The sequence below is a fragment of the Clostridium sp. AM46-21 genome (assembly GCF_003480025.1).
GTDB lineage: Bacteria > Bacillota > Clostridia > Lachnospirales > Lachnospiraceae > Coprococcus > Coprococcus ammoniilyticus.
The window spans coordinates 26,315-48,910 of record NZ_QUIB01000017.1 but is presented as its reverse complement, the minus strand read 5'-3'; the positions used below and the strand labels follow the sequence as shown (position 1 = coordinate 48,910).

General features: G+C 41.9%; 24 protein-coding genes and 1 other RNA gene. 5 read left to right on the top strand and 20 right to left on the bottom strand.

From position 1 onward, the window contains the following. Positions 1 to 161 precede the first annotated feature (161 nt). On the top strand, positions 162 to 1,388 hold the full coding sequence (locus DW959_RS11715) for an argininosuccinate synthase (protein ID WP_021944730.1): 1,227 nt from the start codon (positions 162 to 164) through the stop codon (positions 1,386 to 1,388). Between the two features lie 278 nt (positions 1,389 to 1,666). Here DW959_RS11715 and DW959_RS11710 read toward each other — a convergent pair whose 3' ends face one another. Genes DW959_RS11710 through DW959_RS11695 form a run of 4 tightly spaced genes read right to left on the bottom strand, consistent with a single transcriptional unit; the run spans position 1,667 to position 4,890 of the window. After that, positions 1,667 to 2,245: an ABC transporter permease gene (locus tag DW959_RS11710; RefSeq protein ID WP_118616229.1), complete on the bottom strand. Its 579-nt coding sequence runs from the start codon at positions 2,243 to 2,245 to the stop codon at positions 1,667 to 1,669. After that, the gene (locus tag DW959_RS11705; protein ID WP_118616227.1) at positions 2,212 to 2,820 is read right to left on the bottom strand and encodes a hypothetical protein; all 609 of its coding nucleotides are present in this window, start codon (positions 2,818 to 2,820) and stop codon (positions 2,212 to 2,214) included. The genes DW959_RS11710 and DW959_RS11705 overlap by 34 nt, the downstream gene beginning before the upstream one ends. Beyond that, positions 2,807 to 3,940 (bottom strand): ABC transporter permease, encoded by a 1,134-nt coding sequence (locus DW959_RS11700; protein WP_118616225.1) that lies wholly within the window; start codon positions 3,938 to 3,940, stop codon positions 2,807 to 2,809. The genes DW959_RS11705 and DW959_RS11700 overlap by 14 nt, the downstream gene beginning before the upstream one ends. Before the next feature lie 11 nt (positions 3,941 to 3,951). Next, positions 3,952 to 4,890 carry an ABC transporter ATP-binding protein gene (locus tag DW959_RS11695; RefSeq protein ID WP_243023392.1) on the bottom strand — a complete coding sequence of 313 codons (939 nt, stop codon included), beginning with the start codon at positions 4,888 to 4,890 and terminating at the stop codon, positions 3,952 to 3,954. 303 nt (positions 4,891 to 5,193) lie between these two features. Here DW959_RS11695 and DW959_RS11690 point away from each other — a divergent pair, with 303 nt between their 5' ends. Together DW959_RS11690 and DW959_RS11685 are read left to right on the top strand one after the other, a co-directional pair. Continuing rightward, on the top strand, positions 5,194 to 6,282 hold the full coding sequence (locus DW959_RS11690) for a histidine kinase (protein ID WP_118616221.1): 1,089 nt from the start codon (positions 5,194 to 5,196) through the stop codon (positions 6,280 to 6,282). Between the two features lie 5 nt (positions 6,283 to 6,287). After that, positions 6,288 to 6,911, top strand: coding sequence for a response regulator transcription factor (locus DW959_RS11685; protein WP_118616219.1), 624 nt, complete (start codon positions 6,288 to 6,290; stop codon positions 6,909 to 6,911). A 45-nt stretch (positions 6,912 to 6,956) separates the two neighbouring features. Here DW959_RS11685 and DW959_RS14905 read toward each other — a convergent pair whose 3' ends face one another. Genes DW959_RS14905 through DW959_RS11660 form a run of 5 tightly spaced genes read right to left on the bottom strand, consistent with a single transcriptional unit; the run spans position 6,957 to position 10,980 of the window. After that, positions 6,957 to 7,931: a YfhO family protein gene (locus DW959_RS14905; RefSeq protein ID WP_279221005.1), complete on the bottom strand. Its 975-nt coding sequence runs from the start codon at positions 7,929 to 7,931 to the stop codon at positions 6,957 to 6,959. Continuing rightward, positions 7,928 to 9,595, bottom strand: coding sequence for a YfhO family protein (locus DW959_RS14900; protein ID WP_182430083.1), 1,668 nt, complete (start codon positions 9,593 to 9,595; stop codon positions 7,928 to 7,930). The genes DW959_RS14905 and DW959_RS14900 overlap by 4 nt, the downstream gene beginning before the upstream one ends. Before the next feature lie 22 nt (positions 9,596 to 9,617). Beyond that, positions 9,618 to 9,884: a cell wall hydrolase gene (locus DW959_RS11670; protein ID WP_118616213.1), complete on the bottom strand. Its 267-nt coding sequence runs from the start codon at positions 9,882 to 9,884 to the stop codon at positions 9,618 to 9,620. Then, the gene (locus tag DW959_RS11665) at positions 9,875 to 10,531 is read right to left on the bottom strand and encodes an SH3 domain-containing protein (RefSeq protein ID WP_118616211.1); all 657 of its coding nucleotides are present in this window, start codon (positions 10,529 to 10,531) and stop codon (positions 9,875 to 9,877) included. Before DW959_RS11665 ends, DW959_RS11670 begins: the two co-directional genes overlap by 10 nt. 29 nt (positions 10,532 to 10,560) lie before the next feature. Continuing rightward, positions 10,561 to 10,980 (bottom strand): hypothetical protein, encoded by a 420-nt coding sequence (locus tag DW959_RS11660; RefSeq protein WP_147353083.1) that lies wholly within the window; start codon positions 10,978 to 10,980, stop codon positions 10,561 to 10,563. Positions 10,981 to 11,363: 383 nt separating this feature from the next. Here DW959_RS11660 and DW959_RS11655 point away from each other — a divergent pair, with 383 nt between their 5' ends. Then, positions 11,364 to 12,089 carry a pseudouridine synthase gene (locus tag DW959_RS11655; protein WP_117808762.1) on the top strand — a complete coding sequence of 242 codons (726 nt, stop codon included), beginning with the start codon at positions 11,364 to 11,366 and terminating at the stop codon, positions 12,087 to 12,089. Between the two features lie 309 nt (positions 12,090 to 12,398). Here DW959_RS11655 and DW959_RS11650 read toward each other — a convergent pair whose 3' ends face one another. Continuing rightward, positions 12,399 to 13,112 (bottom strand): hypothetical protein, encoded by a 714-nt coding sequence (locus DW959_RS11650; RefSeq protein ID WP_021943496.1) that lies wholly within the window; start codon positions 13,110 to 13,112, stop codon positions 12,399 to 12,401. A 184-nt stretch (positions 13,113 to 13,296) separates the two neighbouring features. On the opposite strand from DW959_RS11650, the gene rnpB reads away from it, so the two are divergent. After that, an RNA gene (gene rnpB, locus DW959_RS11645) (RNase P RNA component class A) lies at positions 13,297 to 13,647 on the top strand. Positions 13,648 to 13,839: 192 nt separating this feature from the next. Here the strand turns inward: rnpB and DW959_RS11640 are convergent. From DW959_RS11640 to DW959_RS11605, 10 genes are all read right to left on the bottom strand, one after another. Continuing rightward, a complete protein-coding gene (locus DW959_RS11640; RefSeq protein ID WP_118616207.1) occupies positions 13,840 to 14,841 on the bottom strand; it encodes a nucleoside kinase in 1,002 nt (333 codons plus the stop codon). A gap of 70 nt (positions 14,842 to 14,911) precedes the next feature. Continuing rightward, entirely contained in the window at positions 14,912 to 15,646 is a 735-nt protein-coding gene (locus tag DW959_RS11635) for a class I SAM-dependent methyltransferase (RefSeq protein ID WP_117808764.1), read from the bottom strand. Positions 15,647 to 15,664: 18 nt separating this feature from the next. Then, complete coding sequence (gene rpoD, locus DW959_RS11630) at positions 15,665 to 16,798, bottom strand: RNA polymerase sigma factor RpoD (protein ID WP_021943499.1); 1,134 nt, start codon at positions 16,796 to 16,798, stop codon at positions 15,665 to 15,667. A gap of 40 nt (positions 16,799 to 16,838) precedes the next feature. Then, entirely contained in the window at positions 16,839 to 17,231 is a 393-nt protein-coding gene (locus DW959_RS15145) for a hypothetical protein (protein WP_347475357.1), read from the bottom strand. After that, on the bottom strand, positions 17,228 to 18,607 hold the full coding sequence (gene dnaG / locus DW959_RS11625) for a DNA primase (RefSeq protein WP_347475356.1): 1,380 nt from the start codon (positions 18,605 to 18,607) through the stop codon (positions 17,228 to 17,230). Before dnaG ends, DW959_RS15145 begins: the two co-directional genes overlap by 4 nt. Positions 18,608 to 18,700: 93 nt before the next feature. Further along, positions 18,701 to 19,708: a deoxyguanosinetriphosphate triphosphohydrolase gene (locus DW959_RS11620; RefSeq protein WP_117823282.1), complete on the bottom strand. Its 1,008-nt coding sequence runs from the start codon at positions 19,706 to 19,708 to the stop codon at positions 18,701 to 18,703. A 122-nt stretch (positions 19,709 to 19,830) separates the two neighbouring features. Then, positions 19,831 to 20,583, bottom strand: coding sequence for a YesL family protein (locus DW959_RS11615; RefSeq protein ID WP_118484646.1), 753 nt, complete (start codon positions 20,581 to 20,583; stop codon positions 19,831 to 19,833). 132 nt (positions 20,584 to 20,715) lie between these two features. Further along, positions 20,716 to 21,585 carry a carbohydrate ABC transporter permease gene (locus DW959_RS11610; RefSeq protein WP_117823278.1) on the bottom strand — a complete coding sequence of 290 codons (870 nt, stop codon included), beginning with the start codon at positions 21,583 to 21,585 and terminating at the stop codon, positions 20,716 to 20,718. Then, positions 21,586 to 21,882 (bottom strand): hypothetical protein, encoded by a 297-nt coding sequence (locus DW959_RS14675; RefSeq protein ID WP_243013955.1) that lies wholly within the window; start codon positions 21,880 to 21,882, stop codon positions 21,586 to 21,588. Then, the gene (locus DW959_RS11605) at positions 21,876 to 22,529 is read right to left on the bottom strand and encodes a sugar ABC transporter permease (protein WP_243015447.1); all 654 of its coding nucleotides are present in this window, start codon (positions 22,527 to 22,529) and stop codon (positions 21,876 to 21,878) included. Before DW959_RS11605 ends, DW959_RS14675 begins: the two co-directional genes overlap by 7 nt. Positions 22,530 to 22,596 lie beyond the last annotated feature (67 nt).

The following is a 22,596-nucleotide window of genomic DNA, read 5'->3' as shown; positions in this document are numbered from 1 at the left end:
TATTATTTACATGATACAATAAAAAAGTGTAATTTACAACCAATATTCCTTTCAAAGTCCGATTTTCAGACCAGCATTTTCCAAAAATACTTGCATAATATTCATTACCGTTATATATTTATTTGCAGGTAAAACTTTATGAATTTAAGGAGGATTTAGAAATGGCAAAAGACAAAGTTGTTCTTGCATACTCAGGTGGTCTTGATACAACAGCTATCATCCCTTGGTTAAAAGAAACTTATGATTACGATGTTATCTGCGCCTGCATCGATGTAGGACAGGAAAGTGAACTGGAAGGGCTGGACGAAAGAGCAAAATATTCAGGAGCTTCCAAGTTATACATTCTGGATGTTGTTGATGAATTGTGTGATGAATACATCATGCCAACCGTTCAGGCAGATGCTGTATATGAGAATAAATATTTACTTGGTACTTCTTTTGCAAGACCTCTGATCGCTAAGAAATTAGTTGAGGTTGCACGTAAGGAAGGTGCTGTTGCGATCTGTCATGGTGCAACAGGAAAAGGAAATGATCAGTTAAGATTTGAGCTTTCAATTAAGGCTCTTGCTCCTGACATCAAGGTTATCGCTGTATGGAGACAGCCGGAATGGAAGCTGGATTCCCGGGATGCGGAGATCGCATACTGTCAGGCACATGGTATTAATCTTCCATTTGATGCTGCTCATTCTTACAGCCGTGACCGTAATATCTGGCACATCAGCCATGAAGGTCTGGAACTGGAGAATCCTGCAAACGAACCAAACTACGATGATCTTCTGGTTCTCGGTGTTACCCCTGAAAAGGCACCGGATGAGGATGAATATCTGACACTTGATTTTGAAAAGGGTATCCCAACTGCTATTAACGGTACAAAGATGAAAGTTTCTGATATCATTCGTGAATTAAATCGTTTAGGCGGAAAGCATGGTATCGGTATTATCGATATCGTTGAGAACCGTGTTGTCGGCATGAAGTCCCGTGGTGTTTATGAGACTCCCGGCGGAACAATTCTGATGGAAGCTCACAAGCAGTTAGAGGAGCTGACTCTGGATCGTGAAACACTTGCATACAAGAAGCTCGTAGCAACCAAGTTTGCCGATCTTGTATACGAAGGAAAGTGGTTCTGCCCTCTTCGTGAATCACTTCAGGCATTTGTTGAAAAGACACAGGAGACAGTTACCGGTCAGGTTAAGATGAGACTGTACAAGGGAAATATCATCAAAGCCGGAACAACTTCTCCATATTCTCTGTATTCTGAGAGTCTTGCAAGCTTCACTACCGGTGAGCTGTATGACCATAAGGATGCAACCGGATTCATCAACCTGTTCGGCCTGTCCATGAAAGTCCGCGCAATGATGAACGAGAAGAACAAGAACAACGACAAATAATAGTTGAACTGGAAGCGGCATTCCTGTTATAAAGGAAATTTCTTCCGTAAATCTTTGAAATAAAATGGGAAATACATTACATATTATTCCGCAAGTCGTTCGCACTCTATTTTAACGCAACGGTACTAAGCCCCTCGCCCATGGCGACTCGCTAAGAACCGGCGTTAAAAAAGGCTTGCTTCATAATAGTAATGCTATTTCCCATTTTGTTTTATATATCGATTTCCAGATATGTTTCCTTCACAACAGGAATACCGCTTCCATTTTTTTAGATATTTTCACGCCACCAGACGGTGGTTTCTGGTACGGTCGATCACGATTGCGATCGTGATGATGGCGACTGCAAAGAGTACCTCGATCCCCATATATACGAATGCTTCCGATGGTATCTTTGCCTCATAGTCCAGAAGATCAACGACTTTGACATACCAGTAAGCCGGAAGAAAATGTGCCAGCTTAATGACTCCTGCTCCAAGGAATTCCACCGGAACAAAGATGCCGGACAGGAACGCCATACCAAGGGATACTATATTGCCGATCATACTGAAACCTTCCTCGTTTCGGGCAATCTTACTTGCAAGAAAGGCAAGTGCCATGGCTACAAACATGTAGCAGACCATATTGAGCAGATTCCCAAGTCCTGCTGCCGTAAACATTTCTTTTCTGAATACAAAGCATCCCCCAACCGCAAATACAGCACATCCAAGAAATCCTGTTACGATCGTTCCGAAAAGGATCTCTTTTGTCATATTGGAATATTTATATGCCGAGCTTGCGATCCGTTCTCTTAATTCTTTTTTGTCATATACGATCAATACCGGACTTACACCTCGATCATCATGACCACAAATATCCATCCCAGATAACTGAAAAATGTATATCTCGTACTATGTTTTCCGCCATGGTCTTCGGTTGTCATTGTTACGTTTGTCCTGGTCTGAAATAATTCATTTACCTGAGCTGCTGCCTCCGCCCGGTCATATCCGGCTACAAAATATGCATTCAGATAAGAGATATATTTATTCACATCCGATTCAAACAGTTCCACCTTGCTCCGGTTCGGAATTGCAACGATCTCGATATAATCGGACAGATTTTCCTTATCCAGATGATCTGCATAACCCTTTTTAATGCGGACGATGCAGTCTGTATTCCGGTTAAACAGGCTGTCCTGCATCGCTTCCGTTGTATCTGTTTTTAATTCAGCATGTTTATGTGCATGATCCAGATACGAAAACAGCTCTTCACTTTCTGCCGTCTGGTCATAATCAAACCAGGCAAATTTACACTTCATGCTTTTATATTCATCTTCTGTTTTACCGGAATTCGGCAATATAAATCCAAATACAATGCCTGCAAAAATCCCAATATACATCAACATTGAGCTTTTTTTCTTATTTAAGATTTTAAAATAGGATTTAAACACTTGCATATTTATTCCTCCTTAAGACCAGAATACTCGCTCCAAGCAGACAGACAGCCATACCGGTTAAGATCAGGATATTTCTGAAATAACGGTCGTAATTATCGTATACATTGAGCGCATAGAGACAGTCCGTTACCAATACTGCCGGATTAACTCGGTTCAGGATCGGAAGTTTACCTTCAATACTGTTTTTGATTCCCGGCACCATCAGATCTGCCATAAAAGAAAAGGTAAGGCTGACCGCTACCGCAATTCCAATCTTTCCTCCATACGAGCATTTCGACCAGGAACCAAGAAGCATCCCCCCAGCAATACCGATATTACATGCAATAAAGAGTACCAGTAAAATAGCCGGATATTTCGTACCAAACTGTACACCGAACAGCCGCATATAGATCACAGTGATAACCTCGGCTGCAAACTGAACCAGCAGTAATGCCAGATACTCCGCCAGAACAGTCACAAGTTTAGGATTCGGTGACAGACAACGACGCATTCCAAGCGCACTTTCATTTGCCTGCAGCTTGTGCATTCTTGTGATTCCGGCAAAAGAAGAAAACAGACAGCTCATAGCAAGCACTGCATAGAAATAATTATAATACTCATTCTGGCATCCATCCGATGTGGAAATCTCTTCATAATATACCGCATCGCTCTGCACTGCCTTCTGAATGATCTCCGATGCAGCCTCCGGATTCTTCTGCATCAGACTCAGATACATCTGTTCCATCTGCTTATACTGATTCAGGATTGATTCCAGTATCGACTCCTTGGTGTCACTCTGCCTCACTGTCAGGCTCGCATCCGATGTATAGATCACACCGGTCACTTCTCCAGCATTTAACTTCTGAAGTGCTTCTTTCTCACTGAGTACCTCCATCTCGATCCGTTTATCTTCGCCGTCCATGGAGAGCGTAGACAGTACCATCATAAGTGCCGTATCGTTCTCGCCATCCCTCACAACCGCAACCGGGATATCTTTAAACATTTCATCCTTTTCCATGATATTTCCAAATGCCATATACATGAATGTGAATAATGCGATCGGAAACAGTATCGTCCAGAACACTGTATCTTTTCCTTTTATCAGCATTTTACCTGCATATTTAAAATTATGCCAAAACATATCCACCCCTCCTAATCCCGAAGTGTCTTCCCGGTGATCTCAAGGAACACATCGTTCAGACTAGGCAGTTCGGTATATACTTTTCCAAATAATACCGCATGCTCCTTCATATATTCCATGACCCGGATCAGATTATGATTTCCACCGGAGTAGACCAGTTTCAGCATTCCATCCTGATATGAACTGTCATACACATGTGGAAGCTGCTTCAGCTCCAGCAGTTGTTCATCTGTCAGTGCCGGAGCTTCTATGAAGATACTCTCCGTCTTCTTTATCATTTTTTTCAATTCTTCCTTCGTGCCAAGAGCGACCTTTTGACCTTTATCCATGATCAATATACGGCTGCAGATCTGTTCTACCTCTTCCATGTAATGAGAAGTGTAAATGATCGTTGCGCCCTTCTTGTTAAGCTCGACAATTCCCTCTAAGATCTTGTTCCGGCTCTGCGGGTCTACCGCCACCGTCGGTTCATCAAAAAAGATCAGCTTCGGTTTGTGTGCGATTCCACACGCAATATTTAATCGTCTGAGAAGTCCTCCTGACAGCTTTTTCGGCAGGAACTTTTTATAGTCCTGAAGCTCGACAAATGCGATAGCATCCTCTACATACTGTTTTCTTGTCTCTTTATCCCTGATATACAACCCACAGAAATAATCGATATTCTCATATACCGTCATTTCATCAAACACAGCCACATTCTGCATCACAACACCGATCTCCCGTTTCAGATCGTAGCTTGTCGATGTCATCTTCTTACCAAATACGCGGACATCGCCCTGATCGTATGTAAGCAGTGACAAGATACAGTTGATCGTTGTCGTCTTGCCCGATCCATTCGGTCCAAGCAGACCGAAGATCTCGCCCTCTTTCACCTCCAGATCAAAGTGTGATAATGCTACAAAATCTTTATATCGTTTCACCAGATCTTTTACTTCAATCGCACATTCCATAACTGTCTCCTCATTCATTTTCTATTCGTATGCTATTGTTTCTTCCGGCATCGCATCTGAAACCATCGCATATGTTCCATGTTATGCTGTCATTCTATCATACCGGGATAATTCTGTTCAGTGCCAATCCTCACATCTGTAATATGACATTTGTCACATTCTTTTAAAATCCGGGGTTTTTCAACTGTAGTCAATTGACGCTGTATTTTTCAACAGGTATACTAATATCGTCACTTATGAATCCGATCCGGTTCACGCAATTACCTGACCCTCGCGTGACCGGTCCATATACAAGGGGAAGTTATGAAGCAAATTCTGACACGACTGCTTATATTTGCAATATGCTGTATTATGTGTATTCACACTTTTTCGATATCCACACACAGCGTAATATATATCCTGCTTACGATCATTCTAGCCTTTGGCACGATGCTGATTGCTGACAGACTCTCACCTGCATCTCTGACTCTGATCCATGCAGGCATATTTATTCTGTGCTGTATGATTCCTGAACTTGTTGTATTTCTTCCGCTTTTCTGCTTCTATCTGAGCAGACGGCCGGTCTGTTATACTGCTTCCCTCGGGATTCTTTCCATCATTTTTGCAGTCACAAAATTTTCTGCGGAAACACTTCTTTTAATATGTGTTCTCTGTCTGTGCAGCATCTTGTACGGATATCTGACCACAGAGCTTGCCACCCTTCATCAACAAATGAAACACCTTACGGATACATCGGAGACAAACGAGCTTCTGGCAAGGGAACGGATTCACATGATCCAGAAGGAACAGGATAACAGGATCTATACCGCAACCCTAAAAGAGCGAAACCGTATCGCCAGAGAGATCCATGATAATGTCGGTCACATGCTCACAAGATCCATTCTTCAGGTAGGTGCGATCCAGACGATCAACAAAGAACCGGTTCTTACCAATCCACTTTCCGATCTCCGTGCAACGCTGGATACTGCCATGAACAACATACGGTCAAGTGTCCACGACCTCCACGATGAATCTATCGATACAAAAGGTGCCATTCAGGATATGTTGAATGATATAACAGGCTTTCATACTTCATTTGAATATGATATGAGCAACATTGTTCCAAAGGATATCAAATACTGCCTTATCAGCATTGCCAAAGAAGCGATCACTAATGCCGTAAAGCACAGCAACGGCGATCAGCTCTCGATTCTGATCCGGGAACATCCGGGTCTCTATCAGTTGATGATCCATGATAACGGAACAGACATTCACCATACAGACTCCTCAGGCATCGGACTTACTAACATCCGGGAGCGAGTCCAATCCTTATCCGGTACTTTACAGATCACAACCGATTCCGGCTTCCGCCTGTTTGTCAGTATTCCAAAACGCACACGAAAAGGAGATTGAACTGCATGAATATTATAATTGTTGATGATGATGCATTTGTCAGTGCATCTTTAAAGATCATATTAGAATCTTACTCAGATATTACCGTACTTGCGACCGGCGCAAATGGTCACGACGCCATCTCCCTGTACGATACATACATTCCCGATGTTCTGTTAATGGATATCCGTATGGAGAGCATGGATGGTCTAACCGCATCGAAAGAGATCATCACCGGACACCCTGACGCAAAGATTCTGTTACTTACTACCTTCGCCGATGATGACTATATCATCAAAGCCATCCGGACCGGCGCAAAGGGATACATCTTAAAACAGGATTTCGAGACAGTTGCATCTGCGATCACTGCTGTACACAACGGACAAACCGTCTTTGGAAATGAGATCATGAACAAGATCCCTACACTATTACAGACTGAAGATCGTTTTGATTATCCGTCCTACAATCTGACAGAAAAAGAATTTGAACTGATCCGGCTGATTGCTGATGGTCTGAATAACAAAGAAATTGCAGAGCAGCTCTTCCTCTCGGAAGGAACCGTCCGCAATTATCTCAGTAACATCCTTATGAAGCTTGACCTGCGCGACCGCACTCAGGTTGCCTGTTTTTATTATAAGAATTTATTATGATCTGTTTTCAAAATCTGCATTTTATAAGCAAATAATTTATGTCCATTATTTATCGGATGATTTTTTTCGACGGATAATCAAATATCCTGCCAATATTAATATTCCAATCACAGACAGACATATGCCCGCCATCAGATATGGTGTATGATAGGTCAGCGTAATCACATGTTCCCCTACTTCTACCGGAACGCCCATCAAGCCGGTTCCAATCTTTACAGGAGCTACCTTTTTCCCATCTACAGCAGCCGTAAAGCCTTCATTGTACGGAACCGCCAAATACAGGATTCCAGCCTTGTCCGCTGTTATATGCCCATTTAAGCAATTGCCATCATACCCATCAAATTCCATTGTATTCTTTAACACATACTCTTTAAATGCCTGAACCGTTTCCTCATTTATCGCATACAAGGCAACTGTCTTTATGCCCGACTCATTCCTAACAGCAGCCGTAGCAAACCGCAGCTTAACCTCATCTCCGGCATTTACATTTCCAATATGTATCATGCCTGCTGATTCCGGATAAACCGAACTCACAACCTGCTGATCATTCACATAAACATCAACACCCTGCAGTCTTGTGTCCGAACACTCTACATACAGATCCTCTGCCTGTTCTGCTTTATAGGAAACTATCATGGAGGTTGCAATATCCGCCTGAGCTGTATAAGCATAGACACCATCGCCCTGCTTTGCTGCATCCAGACCGGTAAATGAGATCATATCATCTGTAAGAGTCTTCTTCTCAAACAGATCTTCCAGTTCCGGCTGATCCATTCCAAGCATTACCAGTTCATTCTGATTTTCGGCTGCACTCTTCTCTCCACTCCAGTTCAGAATGTCCTCATCCAGAAGGAAGCCCATCCCTGCAAGAGCATCCGCCTCATACAGATATCCATATGTTCCATCCGGTGCTGCCACCATATGATATCCACCTGCTGCTCCTAATTCATTTGTCATAATATACCGGACATTATACATCAGTGCTGTAACCGGAGTCGTTCTTCTGTAGGTATACTCTATATTCTGATAATGTGATAATCCAAGACTAGCAAAGGAATCAATGCAGAACCATTTGCCATGGAGGAATAGCAGTTTGTATTTGATAACTGCAGATTATCATAGGAATACAATGCCGTCTTACGTTCTCCGGCTTCCAGATCACATTCTGCATATGCTGTTTCCCTGGATGTCTGTTTTATATCATCTGTAAGACTTCTGTTATTTCCCTTTGCACTCAGTACATAGCTGCCATTTAACACCAGCTCTATGATCCAAAGGCTGACCACCCATATATAAAAGGTCTTCCATTTGATGCTTTTCCGGAGTACAAAGACAAACAAACCAAAATAAGCAACGATAAATATGAGTACCGCTACATAGGAATTTGGATTTGTTTCATCGCGATTGAAGAACAGCTCCAGCAGAAACAATACAAGGCAGCTTCCAAATGCTGCTCCTGCCTGCCACATCCGGATCTTCTTTATATTCAACAGACATACATAGGCTGCCCCAAGCAGCAAAAATGTCCAGATAAATGCAAAACGATTTCCCATACCGTGTGTGACTGCGAATCCATGAAGCACATAATTCAGTCCTGCCTGATTCATTGCAAATGCAAGAAATATCAGAACTGTCAGATACCGGAGCTTCCAGGTCCATTCTATCTTCTTCATAAAGAACAACAGGATCACAAGCAATATAATCAGTGTGCCACAATAATTATTATGATTAAACAGATTGCCTGTCGTCACCTTATTCAACGGGTAAAATGAATTGATAAAATTACCGATATTACCAAGCTGATACCACGGCAGCTTATCATCCATACTTCCTGCCCCGGACAAATGCAACACTGCATAAAAAGCAGGAACCAGTACCACACCTGCGATCATCCCTGCGATAACGGACCAGATCAGAAACCGGAGAATCCCCCTGCCAAATTCACGAAGAGTTTTCCAGTCCTGTAACAGGAAATACAGCACGATAAACAGGCACAGATAAAAGGCAAAATAAAAATTCACGATAAATCCAACCGCAAGCAGCACTGTATAAGCAATCTTTCCCTTACCGGCAGCCATCCGTTCTACTGCGATCGCAAGAAACGGTACAAGGATCAGACCATCCAGCCAGATTACATTGTGCTCATATACCAGCACAAATCCGCACAGTGCATACGACAGAGACAAAACAATTTCAACTGCTGTCTGCCAGCCACGACCAGTTTCTTCATCTGCATACCGTTTCAACTCTGTACGTCTGAAAAAATACAGTCCCGAAGGAGCAAGCAGAGAAGCTTTGACAACGATCATAATAACCATTGCCAGCTCCACATGTCCGGATCCGCATATTACTGCTATGATATTAAACGGGCTCATACAGTAATAAAACATATTTAAAAGCATGTCCATTCCCAGACCATGATCCCACAAAAAGGTACTTTTATCTCCGGAATGCAGCCATTCCAGAAAGGTCTGCAGCATTCCTGTATACTGATCATATGCATCCTGATACAGAAAGCTGTGGCTTCCAAATGGATACTGTCCGTTTATTATCATATTTACAATATAAAAGCCCAGACAAAACAGAAACAACAGAAGGTACATCATACCATGCATGTACCTTCTGTTCTTCTGAGTTGTCTGAGCATCGTTATAATTATCTTTTACATTCATCTGCCTCAACATATCTCTTACATCCATTCACTTATTAATAAAAACAATGATTTCCAATAACCGTATAATCGGATAAGGAATCCGTATCAATATAATTCACATTCAAGAAACTCATAAAAGATCCAATATTATTATTTCCTGCTAATGCATCATCTGCAGCCTGCTGTGCAGTAGACAGCGGTCCGTTCTGCAGATATCCCTGCATCACACTTCCGGTTGCCATCGGAAACTGATTTGGTGCATAAATTACAGATGAGATTGAATTGCCCCAGCTACCACTCTTTACACGATTCAGAACCACATTTGCAACTGCAAGCTGACCTCGTATGGCTCATATCCAGCTTCCATGCTGACCAGACAGGCAAGCAGATAAGCATCATCATACTGAGATGGATCTACAGAAGATGCTTCTGTCGTCGCTTCCTCTGTTGTTGGTGCTTCTGTAACAGGTTCTTCCGTTGTCGGAGCCTCTGTGGTCACCTCTTCTGTCGTCGGTGTTTCTGTCGTATCGTCCGTTGTCGGCTCATCTACTGACATAACCTCAGGTTCTGATGCTTCTTCAGATGCAACCTCTTCTTCTGCAGATGCAACTTCTATTGTTTTCTGTGTCTCTGCATCAACCATTGCTGTATAATCATCGATTGTCATTGCGTACTCATAAGACTCTGCAACTGTGATATAATCTGCTGCTATGTACCCGGTAACATCATTTGCCAGTGTTACCTGAACCCAGTTCTTATCCTGTTCCTCTACAGGAAGAACCGTATCCTTTGCTACCAGCTCAAGAATATCAGAATCTGTTGACTTCTCTGCACGTACACGGACGGTATCATCCGTTACTGTTCCAAGCACTTTCTTATAATCTGCCGCATATGTCTCTGCATCCTTACCGGTCAGAATATAATCCCTGTTTACATATCCCGTTACATCACCGGAGGAAATTTTCACCCAGTCACCATCTGTTTCCAGAACATCACCTACATTACCATCAAACAGCTTTCCAACAATATCAGAATCCGTCGATGCTCCTTACGGATATTTAATGTATCGTCAATCTTGGCGATAAATTTACCATCAAATTCGGACTTCTCTTCTGCTTTTGCTACTACTGTCTTCTTCTGTGCTGCCTTCTTGGTTGTACTATTGTTCTGATGTGCAGTCGTATCGACAGAAGCAGTCTCTTCACTGGTTGTCTCCACTTCAACAGTCTGAATGGTCTGACTGTTCAGGTAAGCAGGGTTGTGATCCAACGCCTCCCCATACTTAACAACAAGTCCGATTCCTGCTACCGTAACGACCGTAGTTGCTGCTACAAGCAGATTACGTTTCATATATCTATAACTGAATAAACCTCTTCTCATATGGGAAAAACGATTATTTTTTCTGTTAATTCTCATCTTTTCGTACCTATTTATTAAAAACCATGACAAAATGTTACATTTCTGTTAAAAATAATACTCTAATTTTGATTTCATGTCAATACGCATATGTCCCCCACATCAACTTTTTATAGTAAAATGTATTAATTTTTTGTGAATAAACAAAGGATTTTTTTGTTTATTTTATATAATCTGCTGTAATATTACTTTGTAATCACACACTTAACATTTCCGTCATAATTACAGATTTATTATAACATTTTCGCACAATACCAGCCATATTCTGAAATTTACTGAATTTATTCCACAGCAACGAAAAATCCATGCTATAATGGTGAAAAATCGTCAGCCAGCAGGCATGGTTTTAGACTCAACAAATGAACAAAAGGCAGGTAACAGCTATGCGAATTGATAAATTTCTGGCAAATCAGGACATCGGCTCCAGATCCCAGGTAAAACAATATATTAAAAAGGGAATGATATCAATAAATGGAACGGTCTGCAAATCTCCTGAACAGAAGATTGATGAAAATACAGACCAGATTTCTTACAACGGAACGGTTATTGGCTATCAAAAGCACCACTATTACATGCTGAACAAACCGGCAGGCTGTGTCAGCGCAACCAATGACAATCTGCACACAACCATTCTGGATCTGTTAAAAGGTTCTGTTTCTGTAAAAAATCTGTTTCCTGTCGGCAGACTGGATATTGATACAGAAGGGCTGCTGCTCATCACAGATGATGGAGAACTGTCCCACAATCTCTTATCCCCATCCAAGCATGTAGCAAAAACATATTTTGCCCGTATCGACGGGCTGGTAACAGAAGAACATATCAAAGCATTCAAGGCAGGTCTGGATATCGGAGATGATAAGCCAACCAAGCCGGGCACTCTGGTCATAAAAAGCACCAATCCTGATACCAGCACCTCTGAAATTCTTCTGACGATCACCGAAGGACGTTACCATCAGGTCAAACGCTCCTTTGAAGCCCTCGGCATGAAAGTCACCTACTTAAAACGCCTGTCCATGGGTAGTCTGGCATTGGACGAAGCCCTCGCTCCCGGCGAATTCCGCGAACTGACAGAAACCGAGTTACAGGCATTAATACAGAAAATTTTTTAATTTAACTTTGCGCTGATATTGTTATTCCTTATAAACATACAGAAGGGGTTCTGCCCCGGATACAGACAACCACTATAATATGACATAAGCGAGGATTTCGAAATAAGATGCACATTGCCAGTAAATGCGAGCGCTTGTTCGAGCCAAAGGCGAGTTAGCGCAGAAGCATTTACGAATCAGGCATGTGCAGCGAATCGAAACCGCAGCGAGTCATATTATAGTGGTTGTCTGTATCCGGGGCAGAACCCCTTGTATATGTTTTGTAATAAATAACAATATCCGCACAAACTACAGAAGGACATTTCCGTATTAGATCATTCCTTTGATGTACAGGATGCTGCTTGTAATTCTTCCGCCGGAATGTTTTACATAATCACGGTACTCTTCGTAGCTGATGTAGTATTTCTTACCCCATGAAGAAACGATCAGGTATTCATGACCTGCTATTTCCTCTACTCCTGTCACAACAACAAAATGGCTGTGAACATTTTTCTTCATGGAAGCAAGCATCCGCCCATCCTTTTCCACATACATATGGATTCCTTTATTTCCAAATACATTTGGTATATTCGGACCAATTGATAATACAACCGGCTTATTTTTACGGATCAAATGCCTGATCTGTTTCATCATTTCCTCATCAGATAAAAACAGTCTCCATCTGGCACGAAGTCCAATATCATTCAGCATAAAATAACGGTTCAATGTATTCATTATCGTCACGCCTGTCATTCCTTTATACCACAGGAAAAATACATAATGCTTATAGAACCATTTCACATATTCAAGGTAATCATTTTTGTTATAAAGTCCCTTCGGCTTGTTGATCTTGCGGATTGCATCTGTCATAAGTCCGGGATTCTGTTCTGCAAGATAGATGGATATATCCGCCAGTGCGATCACTCCGCATCCTACCTTCTGCATCTTCTTGCTCTTGCACCATGACTGATTACCACCATAGCTGATCGTATTCATGTTTTTTATTCTGATATAATCTTTATTTAACAGATAATTATTCTCCATATTATTCACCCTCTTATATCAAATCTTTGATAATACTTATTATCAGGCTTCTATAGAGAGATTATAACACCCATCTCCATTCACTTCAACCATTTTTTATACCATGAGAAGTAGTTTTAAAAACCATGTTTCTGTTTCTATATTTTCCCCTTTACTTTTCGTCCCTATTCTGCTATAAAAGTAATGAGCTGGACAAGTGATCGCGGCTGTCATATGACAGGTGAGGAAAGTCCGGGCTTCACAGGGCAGGGTGCCGGATAACGTCCGGTGGAGGAAACTCCCAGGCTAGTGCAACAGAAATAAACCGCCATATATATGGTAAGGGTGGAAAGGCGAGGTAAGAGCTCACCGCTGCTTCTGGTAACAGAACAGGCTCTGTAAACCCCACTCGAAGCAAGACCAAAAAAGCAGCTTCGGCTGTGAGACAAATGGCTGCCCGTCAAGTCTCAGGTAGGTCGCTTGAGCTTTATGGCAACATAAAGCCTAGATAGATGATCACTCTCGACATAACCCGGCTTATCGTCCAGCTTTTATATTAAGCAACGATAAATGGGCTGGCTATATATGTATTTCACAGAACACTCGCGTTCTATTTTCTACGTAACGGTTCTAAACTCTCCGCTTTTCAAGCGGCTCGCTAAGTACCGACGTAGAAAAAGGTCTGTTTCATACATATATAGCCAGCCCATTTATCTGTTCATTAACTTATACAAAGTGAGAATCATCCTCAGACTTTAAAACAGCCTCCACCGATAAACTCGCGTAAGATAGAGTTTAGTGGTACGACAGTTTCTTCCAATGGAAGAAACCGATCAGTCAGCTCTTTTAACCGAAGGACATCTGAATAATATGGAGACGTTTCTTCTACTGCCATCAACCGTGGTTCAATATGTTTTTTCAGCACAGAATATTCATACAACAATCCGGAATTAAACATCACATCCGCATTGTCTTCATATGGGAATATATACTGTTCCTCTCCCTGTCTGACGGATTGCCACATTGAAAGAGTTCGTTCTATGTCATGGCCACGGGTTCGGTTATCCCGGACGATCCGGCGGATCAGCCGGCTGTCCAGCGTAGAAATCTTATCCTCTGATCCAATCATAAGCTGATTCAATGGACTGATATAGATTTTATATTTATCCTCATCTGAAAGTGCATATGACATTTTGGGATTCAGTGAATGGATTCCCTCCAGAATCAAAACATCCTGAGTCCCTATACGCAAATTATCCCCTTTGTACAGTCTTCTGCCATTCATAAAATCAAATTCCGGCAGTTCAACTGTCTGTCCGCATAACAACTGATTCATATCATGATTCAGTAATTCTACATCCAAAGCTTCCAGACATTCGAAATTATAATTTCCATTTTCATCCTTTGGATTATCTTCCCGATTGATAAAATAATTATCAACTGCAATCGGATGCGGATGCAGTCCAAGTGCACAAAGCTGTATACTAAGCCGGTGTGAAAATGTCGTCTTTCCGGCAGAGCTTGGTCCTGCGATCATCACAATCCTTTTTTTCTCTCTGCGGATACTTCTGGCTATATCATAGATCGCATTCTGCTGCATGGCTTCACATACAAGGATCAATTCCGTGCCTTTCCCTGCTTCTACGATCTCATTGATCTTTTCAACCGAATCAGCCCCTACACGGACTGCCCATTTCTTTGCAAGCTCTTTTAAAGTCAGCACGCTGTTATGTACCGCTTTTTCGCTCATATTTCTAATAAACCTCCAAAACCCTTCTGTCAACAAAGGCCACTGATGATCATATCATCCACGATCTCTGTCATCCATCTATGCCATATACCTGCTTCAAAACTGCACAAATGGTCTTTTGTTCTGCTTTTACTGTCTTCAGCCGTTTTGCCGCATTCTCCGTATTCTTACCACTTAGGCTGTTGATCAGCCCGGCCGTTGTATCCCGCCGTTTTACCAGCCACGACCGTAAAACCGGATCTTTCTTTCGTAACAGGCTTCCACCATACATATAGCACCAGTCATCAGCAAGCTTTGAACAATCATATTCATCCTTCTGCACCATCTCATGAACCCTTACATCCAACAGGTTATAATATTTTCCGGCGTCGATCAGCATCTGTTCATCTGCAAGATGATATCCTTTTTCTGCCAGATATCGTCTGACCTTTTCAATATCCGACTGTGGTTGAAGCACAAGCTGATCACAACGTGTAACCACCTCTTCGCCGCGTTCCAGAATGTCGATCATCAGCATACCGCCCATTCCAGCCAGAACAACAGCGTTTACCTCGCCCGGCACAATTGTATCAAGCCCGTCACCCATACGAATCTCAATCTGATCCGACAGGTTCATTGCTTCAATATTCCGTTTTGCTATCGCAATCGGTCCCCGTCTGACATCGGATGCGATCACCCGTTTTGCTCTGCGCTGTTCTACCAGATATATCGATACAAATGCATGATCGCAGCCGATGTCTCCGACTGCATCACACGGCTGTATCATATCTGCAACCGACTGCATCCGTTTCGACAGTTCTATCATATGCTCTCCATCCCTATTTTAGTATATATAATCTCTCAGTTTTCTGCTTCTGCTTGGATGTCTGAGCTTCCGAAGAGCCTTTGCCTCGATCTGACGGATACGCTCTCTGGTTACATTAAATTCCTTACCAACCTCTTCCAGTGTTCTTGCTCTTCCATCTTCCAGACCAAAACGAAGGGTAAGTACCTTCTTTTCACGTTCGGTCAGCGTATCAAGTACCTCAACCAACTGTTCCTTCAATAAAGTAAATGCAGCAGCATCTGCCGGAACCGGCATATTATCATCCGGAATAAAATCACCCAGATGGCTGTCTTCCTCCTCACCGATAGGTGTCTCCAGGGATACCGGTTCCTGCGAAATCTTCAAAATCTCACGCACACGTTCAACCGGAATATCCATAACTTCTGCGATCTCCTCCGGCTGTGGCTCCCTGCCAAGTTCCTGTAATAACTGTCTGGATACACGGATCAGCTTGTTGATCGTTTCTACCATATGAACCGGAATACGGATTGTTCTTGCCTGATCTGCGATTGCTCTTGTAATTGCCTGACGGATCCACCATGTTGCATATGTGGAGAATTTATAACCTTTTCTGTAGTCAAATTTTTCTACTGCTTTGATCAGTCCAAGGTTTCCTTCCTGGATCAGATCAAGGAACAGCATACCGCGTCCGACATAACGCTTTGCAATACTGACAACCAGACGGAGGTTTGCCTCTGCAAGCTTCTGTTTTGCCTGCTCATCACCTTCTTCCATACGTTTTGCCAGTTCAATTTCTTCCTCTGCACTCAGAAGAGGTACTTTACCAATTTCCTTCAGGTACATTCTGACAGGATCCTCGATGCTGACACCGTCCGGTACAGAAATGTCGATCTTATCTACATCCACATCCTCTTCCAGATCTTCTAACAGAAGCTCCTCATCGTCATCCTCTTCTGTGATCGTCAGAATATCTACATTGTGGCTCTCTAAAAATGAAAAGATCTGCTCCATCCGTTCCAGATTCAGCTCAATTTCTTTTGCATCATTAAAGTAACGTATGATCTCTGTATCTTCAATTACCATCTTTTTCTTTTTTGCCATCTCAAGCAGGCCCTGCAGCTTCGCCTGAAATTTCTCTTCAATCTGCTCTTTATTCTCTTTTGATTCCATAAATCATGATCCTCCATAAATATATAATAGTTTATCCATTCTATAAGGAAATATGCAGTTTTGTAAGATTCGCTTTGGCACGTATGAGGCTCTGCATCTCGCTTATATCATTTGTCTTTGCCAGCTTATCTTCTATACTGCTTAAACTTATCTTTTTTACAACATCGGTCACTGCATTGTTAATTTCTTCCTGCGTCATATCAATTCCGATGTTCGTCTGAAGCATCTCTGCCACCAGCCGCTGTTCCTCCAACGACTCAAATGTCGTCACGATGCTCGCAGGCTCTACCCTGCCATTCTCCCGATACTGGGAATACAGCTTATCAGCCACTACCCGGTAAACACCATCTTCAAAACAGGTTTCATCAATGATTCCATCCAGTTTCTGAAATAATCCCGGTTCGTTGACCATCCATGTCAGAAGCAGCTTCATTGCTTTATTCTTTGCCGGATCGGCAGCTCTGCTTCATGCTCTGCCCGCCGTTCTTCCCGTTCTACAATCTCTGACCGCGGAACACCTGCAATTCCGTATTTGTGTACCAGATCTGTAAGACCTGACTTGTCAATATGGTATAGGTTCGATACCGCTTCTATATAATTATTACGCTCCAGCACTTCTTCTATCTGTGCCAGTCGTTTTGCTGTCTCATTGTGGAAGGAGGTTCGCTCCTCCGGATCGTTCAGATTGTATTGTTCCGACAACATACGAACCTCAAACATGATCGCGCTTTCTGCATTCTTGATTCGCTCCTCAAAGGCTTCACTGCCAAGTGTCTGAATAAATTCATCCGGATCCTTATGTGGCCGCATATTAATGACTCTCGCCGAGATACCTACTTCACGCATGATTGATATAACCTTCAGCGTAGCCGCAACACCTGCACCATCGCTGTCATATGCCAAATATACTTCATTTGTATATCGCTTCAATATATTGGCATGTCCAAAGGTAAATGCAGTTCCAAGTGATGCTACCGCATTATCAAAGCCCGCCTGATGCATGGATATGACATCCATATAACCCTCGCAGCAGATAAACCCTTTTCGCCGGCTTCTCCTGGCAATATTCATCGCAAACAGATTCCGGCTCTTATCAAATACAACTGTATCACTGGTGTTGATATACTTTGGTTTTCCATCACCCATGACTCGTCCGCCAAATCCGATCACCTTGCCATTGATATCCAGGATCGGTATCATCGCACGATTCCAGAACTTGTCCGATCCGCCATTTTTCTCGTCGATCACGACCAGACCGGAGTCCTTTAACTCTGCATCTGTATATCCTTTTCCTTTCAAGTAACGATACAGATCATCCCGGTAAATGTCTGCATATCCCAGACCGAACTGATTGATCGTTTCATCCGAAAGACCTCTGCCCTTAAAATACTCATAGGCTTTCTTTCCATGCTCTGTATGCCGCATGATGTAATGAAAATATGCTGCTGCGGTCTTATTCATATCCCGAAGCAATATTTTATATTTCTCTCTTGATGCATCCTGACCGGACTGATTACTCTCCGGCAGCGTCATGCCTGCCTTATCTGCCAGATACTGGACGGCTTCCGGAAATGACATATTCTCATATTCCATGATAAATGTAAATACATTTCCTCCGGCTCCGCATCCAAAACAATGATACAACTGCTTGTCCCGGTCCACCTTAAAAGACGGTGTCTTTTCATGATGAAATGGGCAACAGGCTTCAAATGTCCTTCCTTTTTTCCTGAGGCTGATATACCCGGATATCACATTCACGATATCATTTCTGGATATCACCTCATCTATAACTTCATCTGAATAGTACAACGACTACCCTTCCTTTCCAATTCAACTACTTTCTATCTATACGTCCATAAGGTTCTGTCTAAACACATCCTCCTTACGGATTGCAGTCTCATCTCAGACACCCTGCCATGCACTCGGAACATAAATCTCCTTAAATGTCTCGATCGCATAGTTGTCTGTCATCCCCGCTATATAATCACAGATCACCGTCGCAAGATCTTCACCCATATAGAGCATCTCTATACTTTCATTGTTCAATCTTGACTGATCCTCCATGTAATAATCATATAATATCTCTAATAACTTTTCTGCTTTTACTTCCTCGCTCTTTGCCACCGGATTCGTATACAGATATTCAAACATATATCTGCGGAGAGCTGATAATGCATCTCCGATCTCCTCCGACATCTCAACTGTATCCGTACCATAGCTTGTATCGATCACGTCATGGATCAGACAATCCAGCCGATCTCTTGTATTGCTTCCAAGAGCCTTTACAATACTGATCGGAAGATCCGATTCTTTCATAATACCACCGCGGATGGCATCATCCATATCATGGTTTACATATGCAATCTTATCTGCAAGGCGGACAATCTTTCCTTCCAATGTTGCCGGTGTACAGGAGGTCTTATGATTCAGCATACCATCCCGGACTTCCCAGGTCAGATTCAGTCCTGCTCCTTTTTTCTCCAGTTTTTCCACCACACGCACACTCTGTTCATTATGCTGAAATGACCTGCCGGAGCATCTGGACAATGCCCGTTCTCCTGCATGCCCAAATGGCGTATGCCCCAGATCATGACCAAGTGCGATTGCCTCTGTCAGATCCTCATTCAGTCGAAGTGCTCTTGCGATCGTTCTTGCAATCTGCGCCACCTCAAGGGTATGCGTCAGTCTGGTTCTGTAATGATCATCTCCCGGTGATAGAAATACCTGCGTCTTATGCTTCAGACGACGAAACGCCTTACAGTGAATGATCCGATCCCTGTCCCGCTGATAGACTGTCCGAAGATCGCACTGTTCTTCTTCCCGATCCCTGCCTCTGCTCTGATCACTGAATGATGCATAAGGATTCAGAATCTCATGTTCCTGTTGCTCCTGTTTTTCACGAATCAGCATATTTCACCATCCTCCATGGTCAATATAACGAATATAACAAAAAAGTCCGTACAATTTTATTATTCTACAGACTTTTTCTTTTTCCTTTATTTTATTTTGAAAGAATACAATTTGTTTTTCTTTTATTTTCCCTCTTCATCCACTGATTCCTGTTCATCCAGTTCAGCTTCCTTTGCCGCTTCTTCCGCAGCTTTTCTCTCCTTCTCTGCAGTGTCAATGATCCTTTGTTCATTCAAACGGAATATCTTACGCATCGTATGTGTTGTTCCCCACGCAATTGCTCCAAATAAAAGCAACAACCACATATACCAGATACTCACAAACACAACCGGATATTTCACACAGATAAATATCGGGACAAACCATGCGATAACGACCTTTACCCATGACCACAGATAAGTGATTGAAAGTACCATTGCATTTCTTACCGTGATACTCAACGTATTATTATACCTTGCAATTAATGGAAATAAAAACGGTACAACAAGTGCAACTAATACTGCCTCAATTATAAGCACAAATGTATAAAATGTTGAAATAAATCCTGTTACTCGTTTGATCATAATATATTCAGCCAACATTACAGCAACTGCAACGAGCAACAGTAAAAACGCAATCGTAGATTGTTTGAAACTACGCTTAAACTCATGAATGAAACCAGAAACAACAGTTTCCTCTTCATCTTCCTGAAGTCGGATGCACATTGCATACAATGCAGTAAATGATGCACCAATCGTAAAAATCGGAATACATCCTATTACAAAACAGATATTCAGTGCAAACATTGTTCCAAATGCATCCATTGCCCGTCTCAAAAACGGTTCTTTATCCCTTCCGCTATTCTTGTTGTCTTGATTGTTTGTCATTTCATTCATCAAATTATCCTCATAAACAAAAATATAGAGAACCTGCTACCGCAGCTTCTCCTCACTTATTCAGTATATATAATGTGGGTATCGATCGCCCATGGCTTCCGATACCTACATTATATTTTATAAAAGACCTATTTACTCCTTTACACCACCAAGTGCTACACCTGCGATAATGTACTTAGAAAGGAAGAAGTACATAACCAGAATTGGAAGTACTGTAGTGAAAAGTCCACAGTAAATCTGACCCCAGTCTCTTGACTTATCATTTGCCTTTAACGCTGAAACGTACATAGGCATTGTCTGCTTCTGTCTCTCTGTTGCAAGAATAATTGAAGGTGTATACAGGTTATTCCATGATGCAACGAATCCGAAGATCGCCTGTGTTGCCATAGCCGGTTTCAACAGCGGAAGTACAATCGTATTGAATGTATGCATTTCTCCCGATCCATCGATTCTGGCTGCTTCAACGATCTCAACTGAAAGACCTGTTTCCATGTACTGCTTCATGAAATAAACAGTAGTAGGAGCAGCGATTGCCGGAATAATCAGTGCTAAGAATGATCCGTATAAGTGTGTTAAGTTACAAATCTTAATGAAACCAACGATTGATACCTGCTGAGGAATCATCATGATCGCATAAATAAAGCCCCATGCAAACTTCTTTAACTTGAAGTTATATACTGTAACTGCATAAGCTGTTAATGATCCGAAATAGATCTGCAATACTGTAGCCGGAACAGTAACCAATAAAGAGTTTAACATAGCCTGAAGTACGTTAACACCACTTGTTTTTTCACTACCTGCTAACAAACCTTTGAAGTTTGTAATAAATTCTCCACCCGGTATCAATTTAATACCTGTAACAATTTCTGTTGACTTTAAAGTAGAGTTAATGATCAAAATATAAAATGGCAATATTGACAGGAAACAAAGCAAGATACAAACGACGTATCTGACAATCTTGCCTCCTGATACTTTTGATTCTGTCTGATCCACTTTGTTCACCTACTTTCCATCCTTTGATGATTTTTCTGCTGTTAATTTGTAGAACAGTAAGCTGATAATCAGTGTGAATGCAAAAAGCATAACTGAATATGCAGCGGCTTTACCATAATCCTGTGTACCTCCGGCACTTACATACTTCTTAACCAGCATTACGACTGTTGTTGTTGAATTAACGGATGATCCACTGCCTGTTACAACTACAGGACCGCCCTCATTGAACAACTGAGGAATATCGTACATCTGTAAACCACCGATAGCTGATGTTACAAGTGTATACTGTAAGATCGGCTTTAACAATGGAAGTGTAATCTTGAAGAACTGCTGTTTAGATGAAGCACCATCACGCTTGCAGCCTCATACAGGGATGGGTTAATACCTAAGATACCTGCACAAAGAACGATCATTGTGTTACCATACCACATCCAGAACTGAATGAAAGCAATGATGATCAATGATGCCCAGCCATGATTTAAGATACCACCCTTATCACACCAGCCAAGGTCTTTGAAAATAGTCGTGATAGGACCATTAACCTCGAACATACCGTAGAATAATACGGCGATTGTAGCTGCTGTAATAATGTTAGGCATATACATGATAACCTTGTAAATACCGCTTCCCTTTAACTTGATCTTGATGTCTGTAAACCATGCAGCAAGAAGTAAAGCCAATAAAATCTGTGGAATGAAGTTTAAGATCCACAGAACTACTGTTACCATTAATGACTGCCAGAACTCGCTACCAGTCTTTGCAAATACATAGTTTGTAAAGTTTCCAAGACCAACCGTCTCAGTTACATATCTACCATTTTTAGCGGAATAGATAAATGAATTATAAAAAGTATAAAGAAGAGGATACAGCTGAAAAACTAAGAATACAAGAAAGAATGGAATGAGAAAAAGTAAACCATATTTTCCATATTCAACTGTCTTATTCTTTTTCATTGTGTAAGAGCACCCCCTAAAAATTAATCGTTTATAGTACACACGCACCAGCAACTTTCATTACTGA

Excerpts from the sequence above, each read along its gene's own strand:
- DW959_RS11715 (WP_021944730.1), top strand. The coding sequence starts at position 162 with ATGGCAAAAGACAAAGTTGTTCTTGCATACTCAGGTGGTCTTGATACA.
- DW959_RS11710 (WP_118616229.1), bottom strand. The coding sequence starts at position 2,245 with ATGGATATTTGTGGTCATGATGATCGAGGTGTAAGTCCGGTATTGATC.
- DW959_RS11705 (WP_118616227.1), bottom strand. The coding sequence starts at position 2,820 with ATGCAAGTGTTTAAATCCTATTTTAAAATCTTAAATAAGAAAAAAAGC.
- DW959_RS11700 (WP_118616225.1), bottom strand. The coding sequence starts at position 3,940 with ATGTTTTGGCATAATTTTAAATATGCAGGTAAAATGCTGATAAAAGGA.
- DW959_RS11695 (WP_243023392.1), bottom strand. The coding sequence starts at position 4,890 with ATGGAATGTGCGATTGAAGTAAAAGATCTGGTGAAACGATATAAAGAT.
- DW959_RS11690 (WP_118616221.1), top strand. The coding sequence starts at position 5,194 with ATGAAGCAAATTCTGACACGACTGCTTATATTTGCAATATGCTGTATT.
- DW959_RS11685 (WP_118616219.1), top strand. The coding sequence starts at position 6,288 with ATGAATATTATAATTGTTGATGATGATGCATTTGTCAGTGCATCTTTA.
- DW959_RS14900 (WP_182430083.1), bottom strand. The coding sequence starts at position 9,595 with ATGTTGAGGCAGATGAATGTAAAAGATAATTATAACGATGCTCAGACA.
- DW959_RS11660 (WP_147353083.1), bottom strand. The coding sequence starts at position 10,980 with ATGAGAATTAACAGAAAAAATAATCGTTTTTCCCATATGAGAAGAGGT.
- DW959_RS11655 (WP_117808762.1), top strand. The coding sequence starts at position 11,364 with ATGCGAATTGATAAATTTCTGGCAAATCAGGACATCGGCTCCAGATCC.
- DW959_RS11650 (WP_021943496.1), bottom strand. The coding sequence starts at position 13,112 with ATGGAGAATAATTATCTGTTAAATAAAGATTATATCAGAATAAAAAAC.
- DW959_RS11640 (WP_118616207.1), bottom strand. The coding sequence starts at position 14,841 with ATGAGCGAAAAAGCGGTACATAACAGCGTGCTGACTTTAAAAGAGCTT.
- DW959_RS11635 (WP_117808764.1), bottom strand. The coding sequence starts at position 15,646 with ATGATAGAACTGTCGAAACGGATGCAGTCGGTTGCAGATATGATACAG.
- rpoD (WP_021943499.1), bottom strand. The coding sequence starts at position 16,798 with ATGGAATCAAAAGAGAATAAAGAGCAGATTGAAGAGAAATTTCAGGCG.
- DW959_RS15145 (WP_347475357.1), bottom strand. The coding sequence starts at position 17,231 with ATGAAGCTGCTTCTGACATGGATGGTCAACGAACCGGGATTATTTCAG.
- DW959_RS11620 (WP_117823282.1), bottom strand. The coding sequence starts at position 19,708 with ATGCTGATTCGTGAAAAACAGGAGCAACAGGAACATGAGATTCTGAAT.
- DW959_RS11615 (WP_118484646.1), bottom strand. The coding sequence starts at position 20,583 with ATGAATGAAATGACAAACAATCAAGACAACAAGAATAGCGGAAGGGAT.
- DW959_RS11605 (WP_243015447.1), bottom strand. The coding sequence starts at position 22,529 with ATGAAAAAGAATAAGACAGTTGAATATGGAAAATATGGTTTACTTTTT.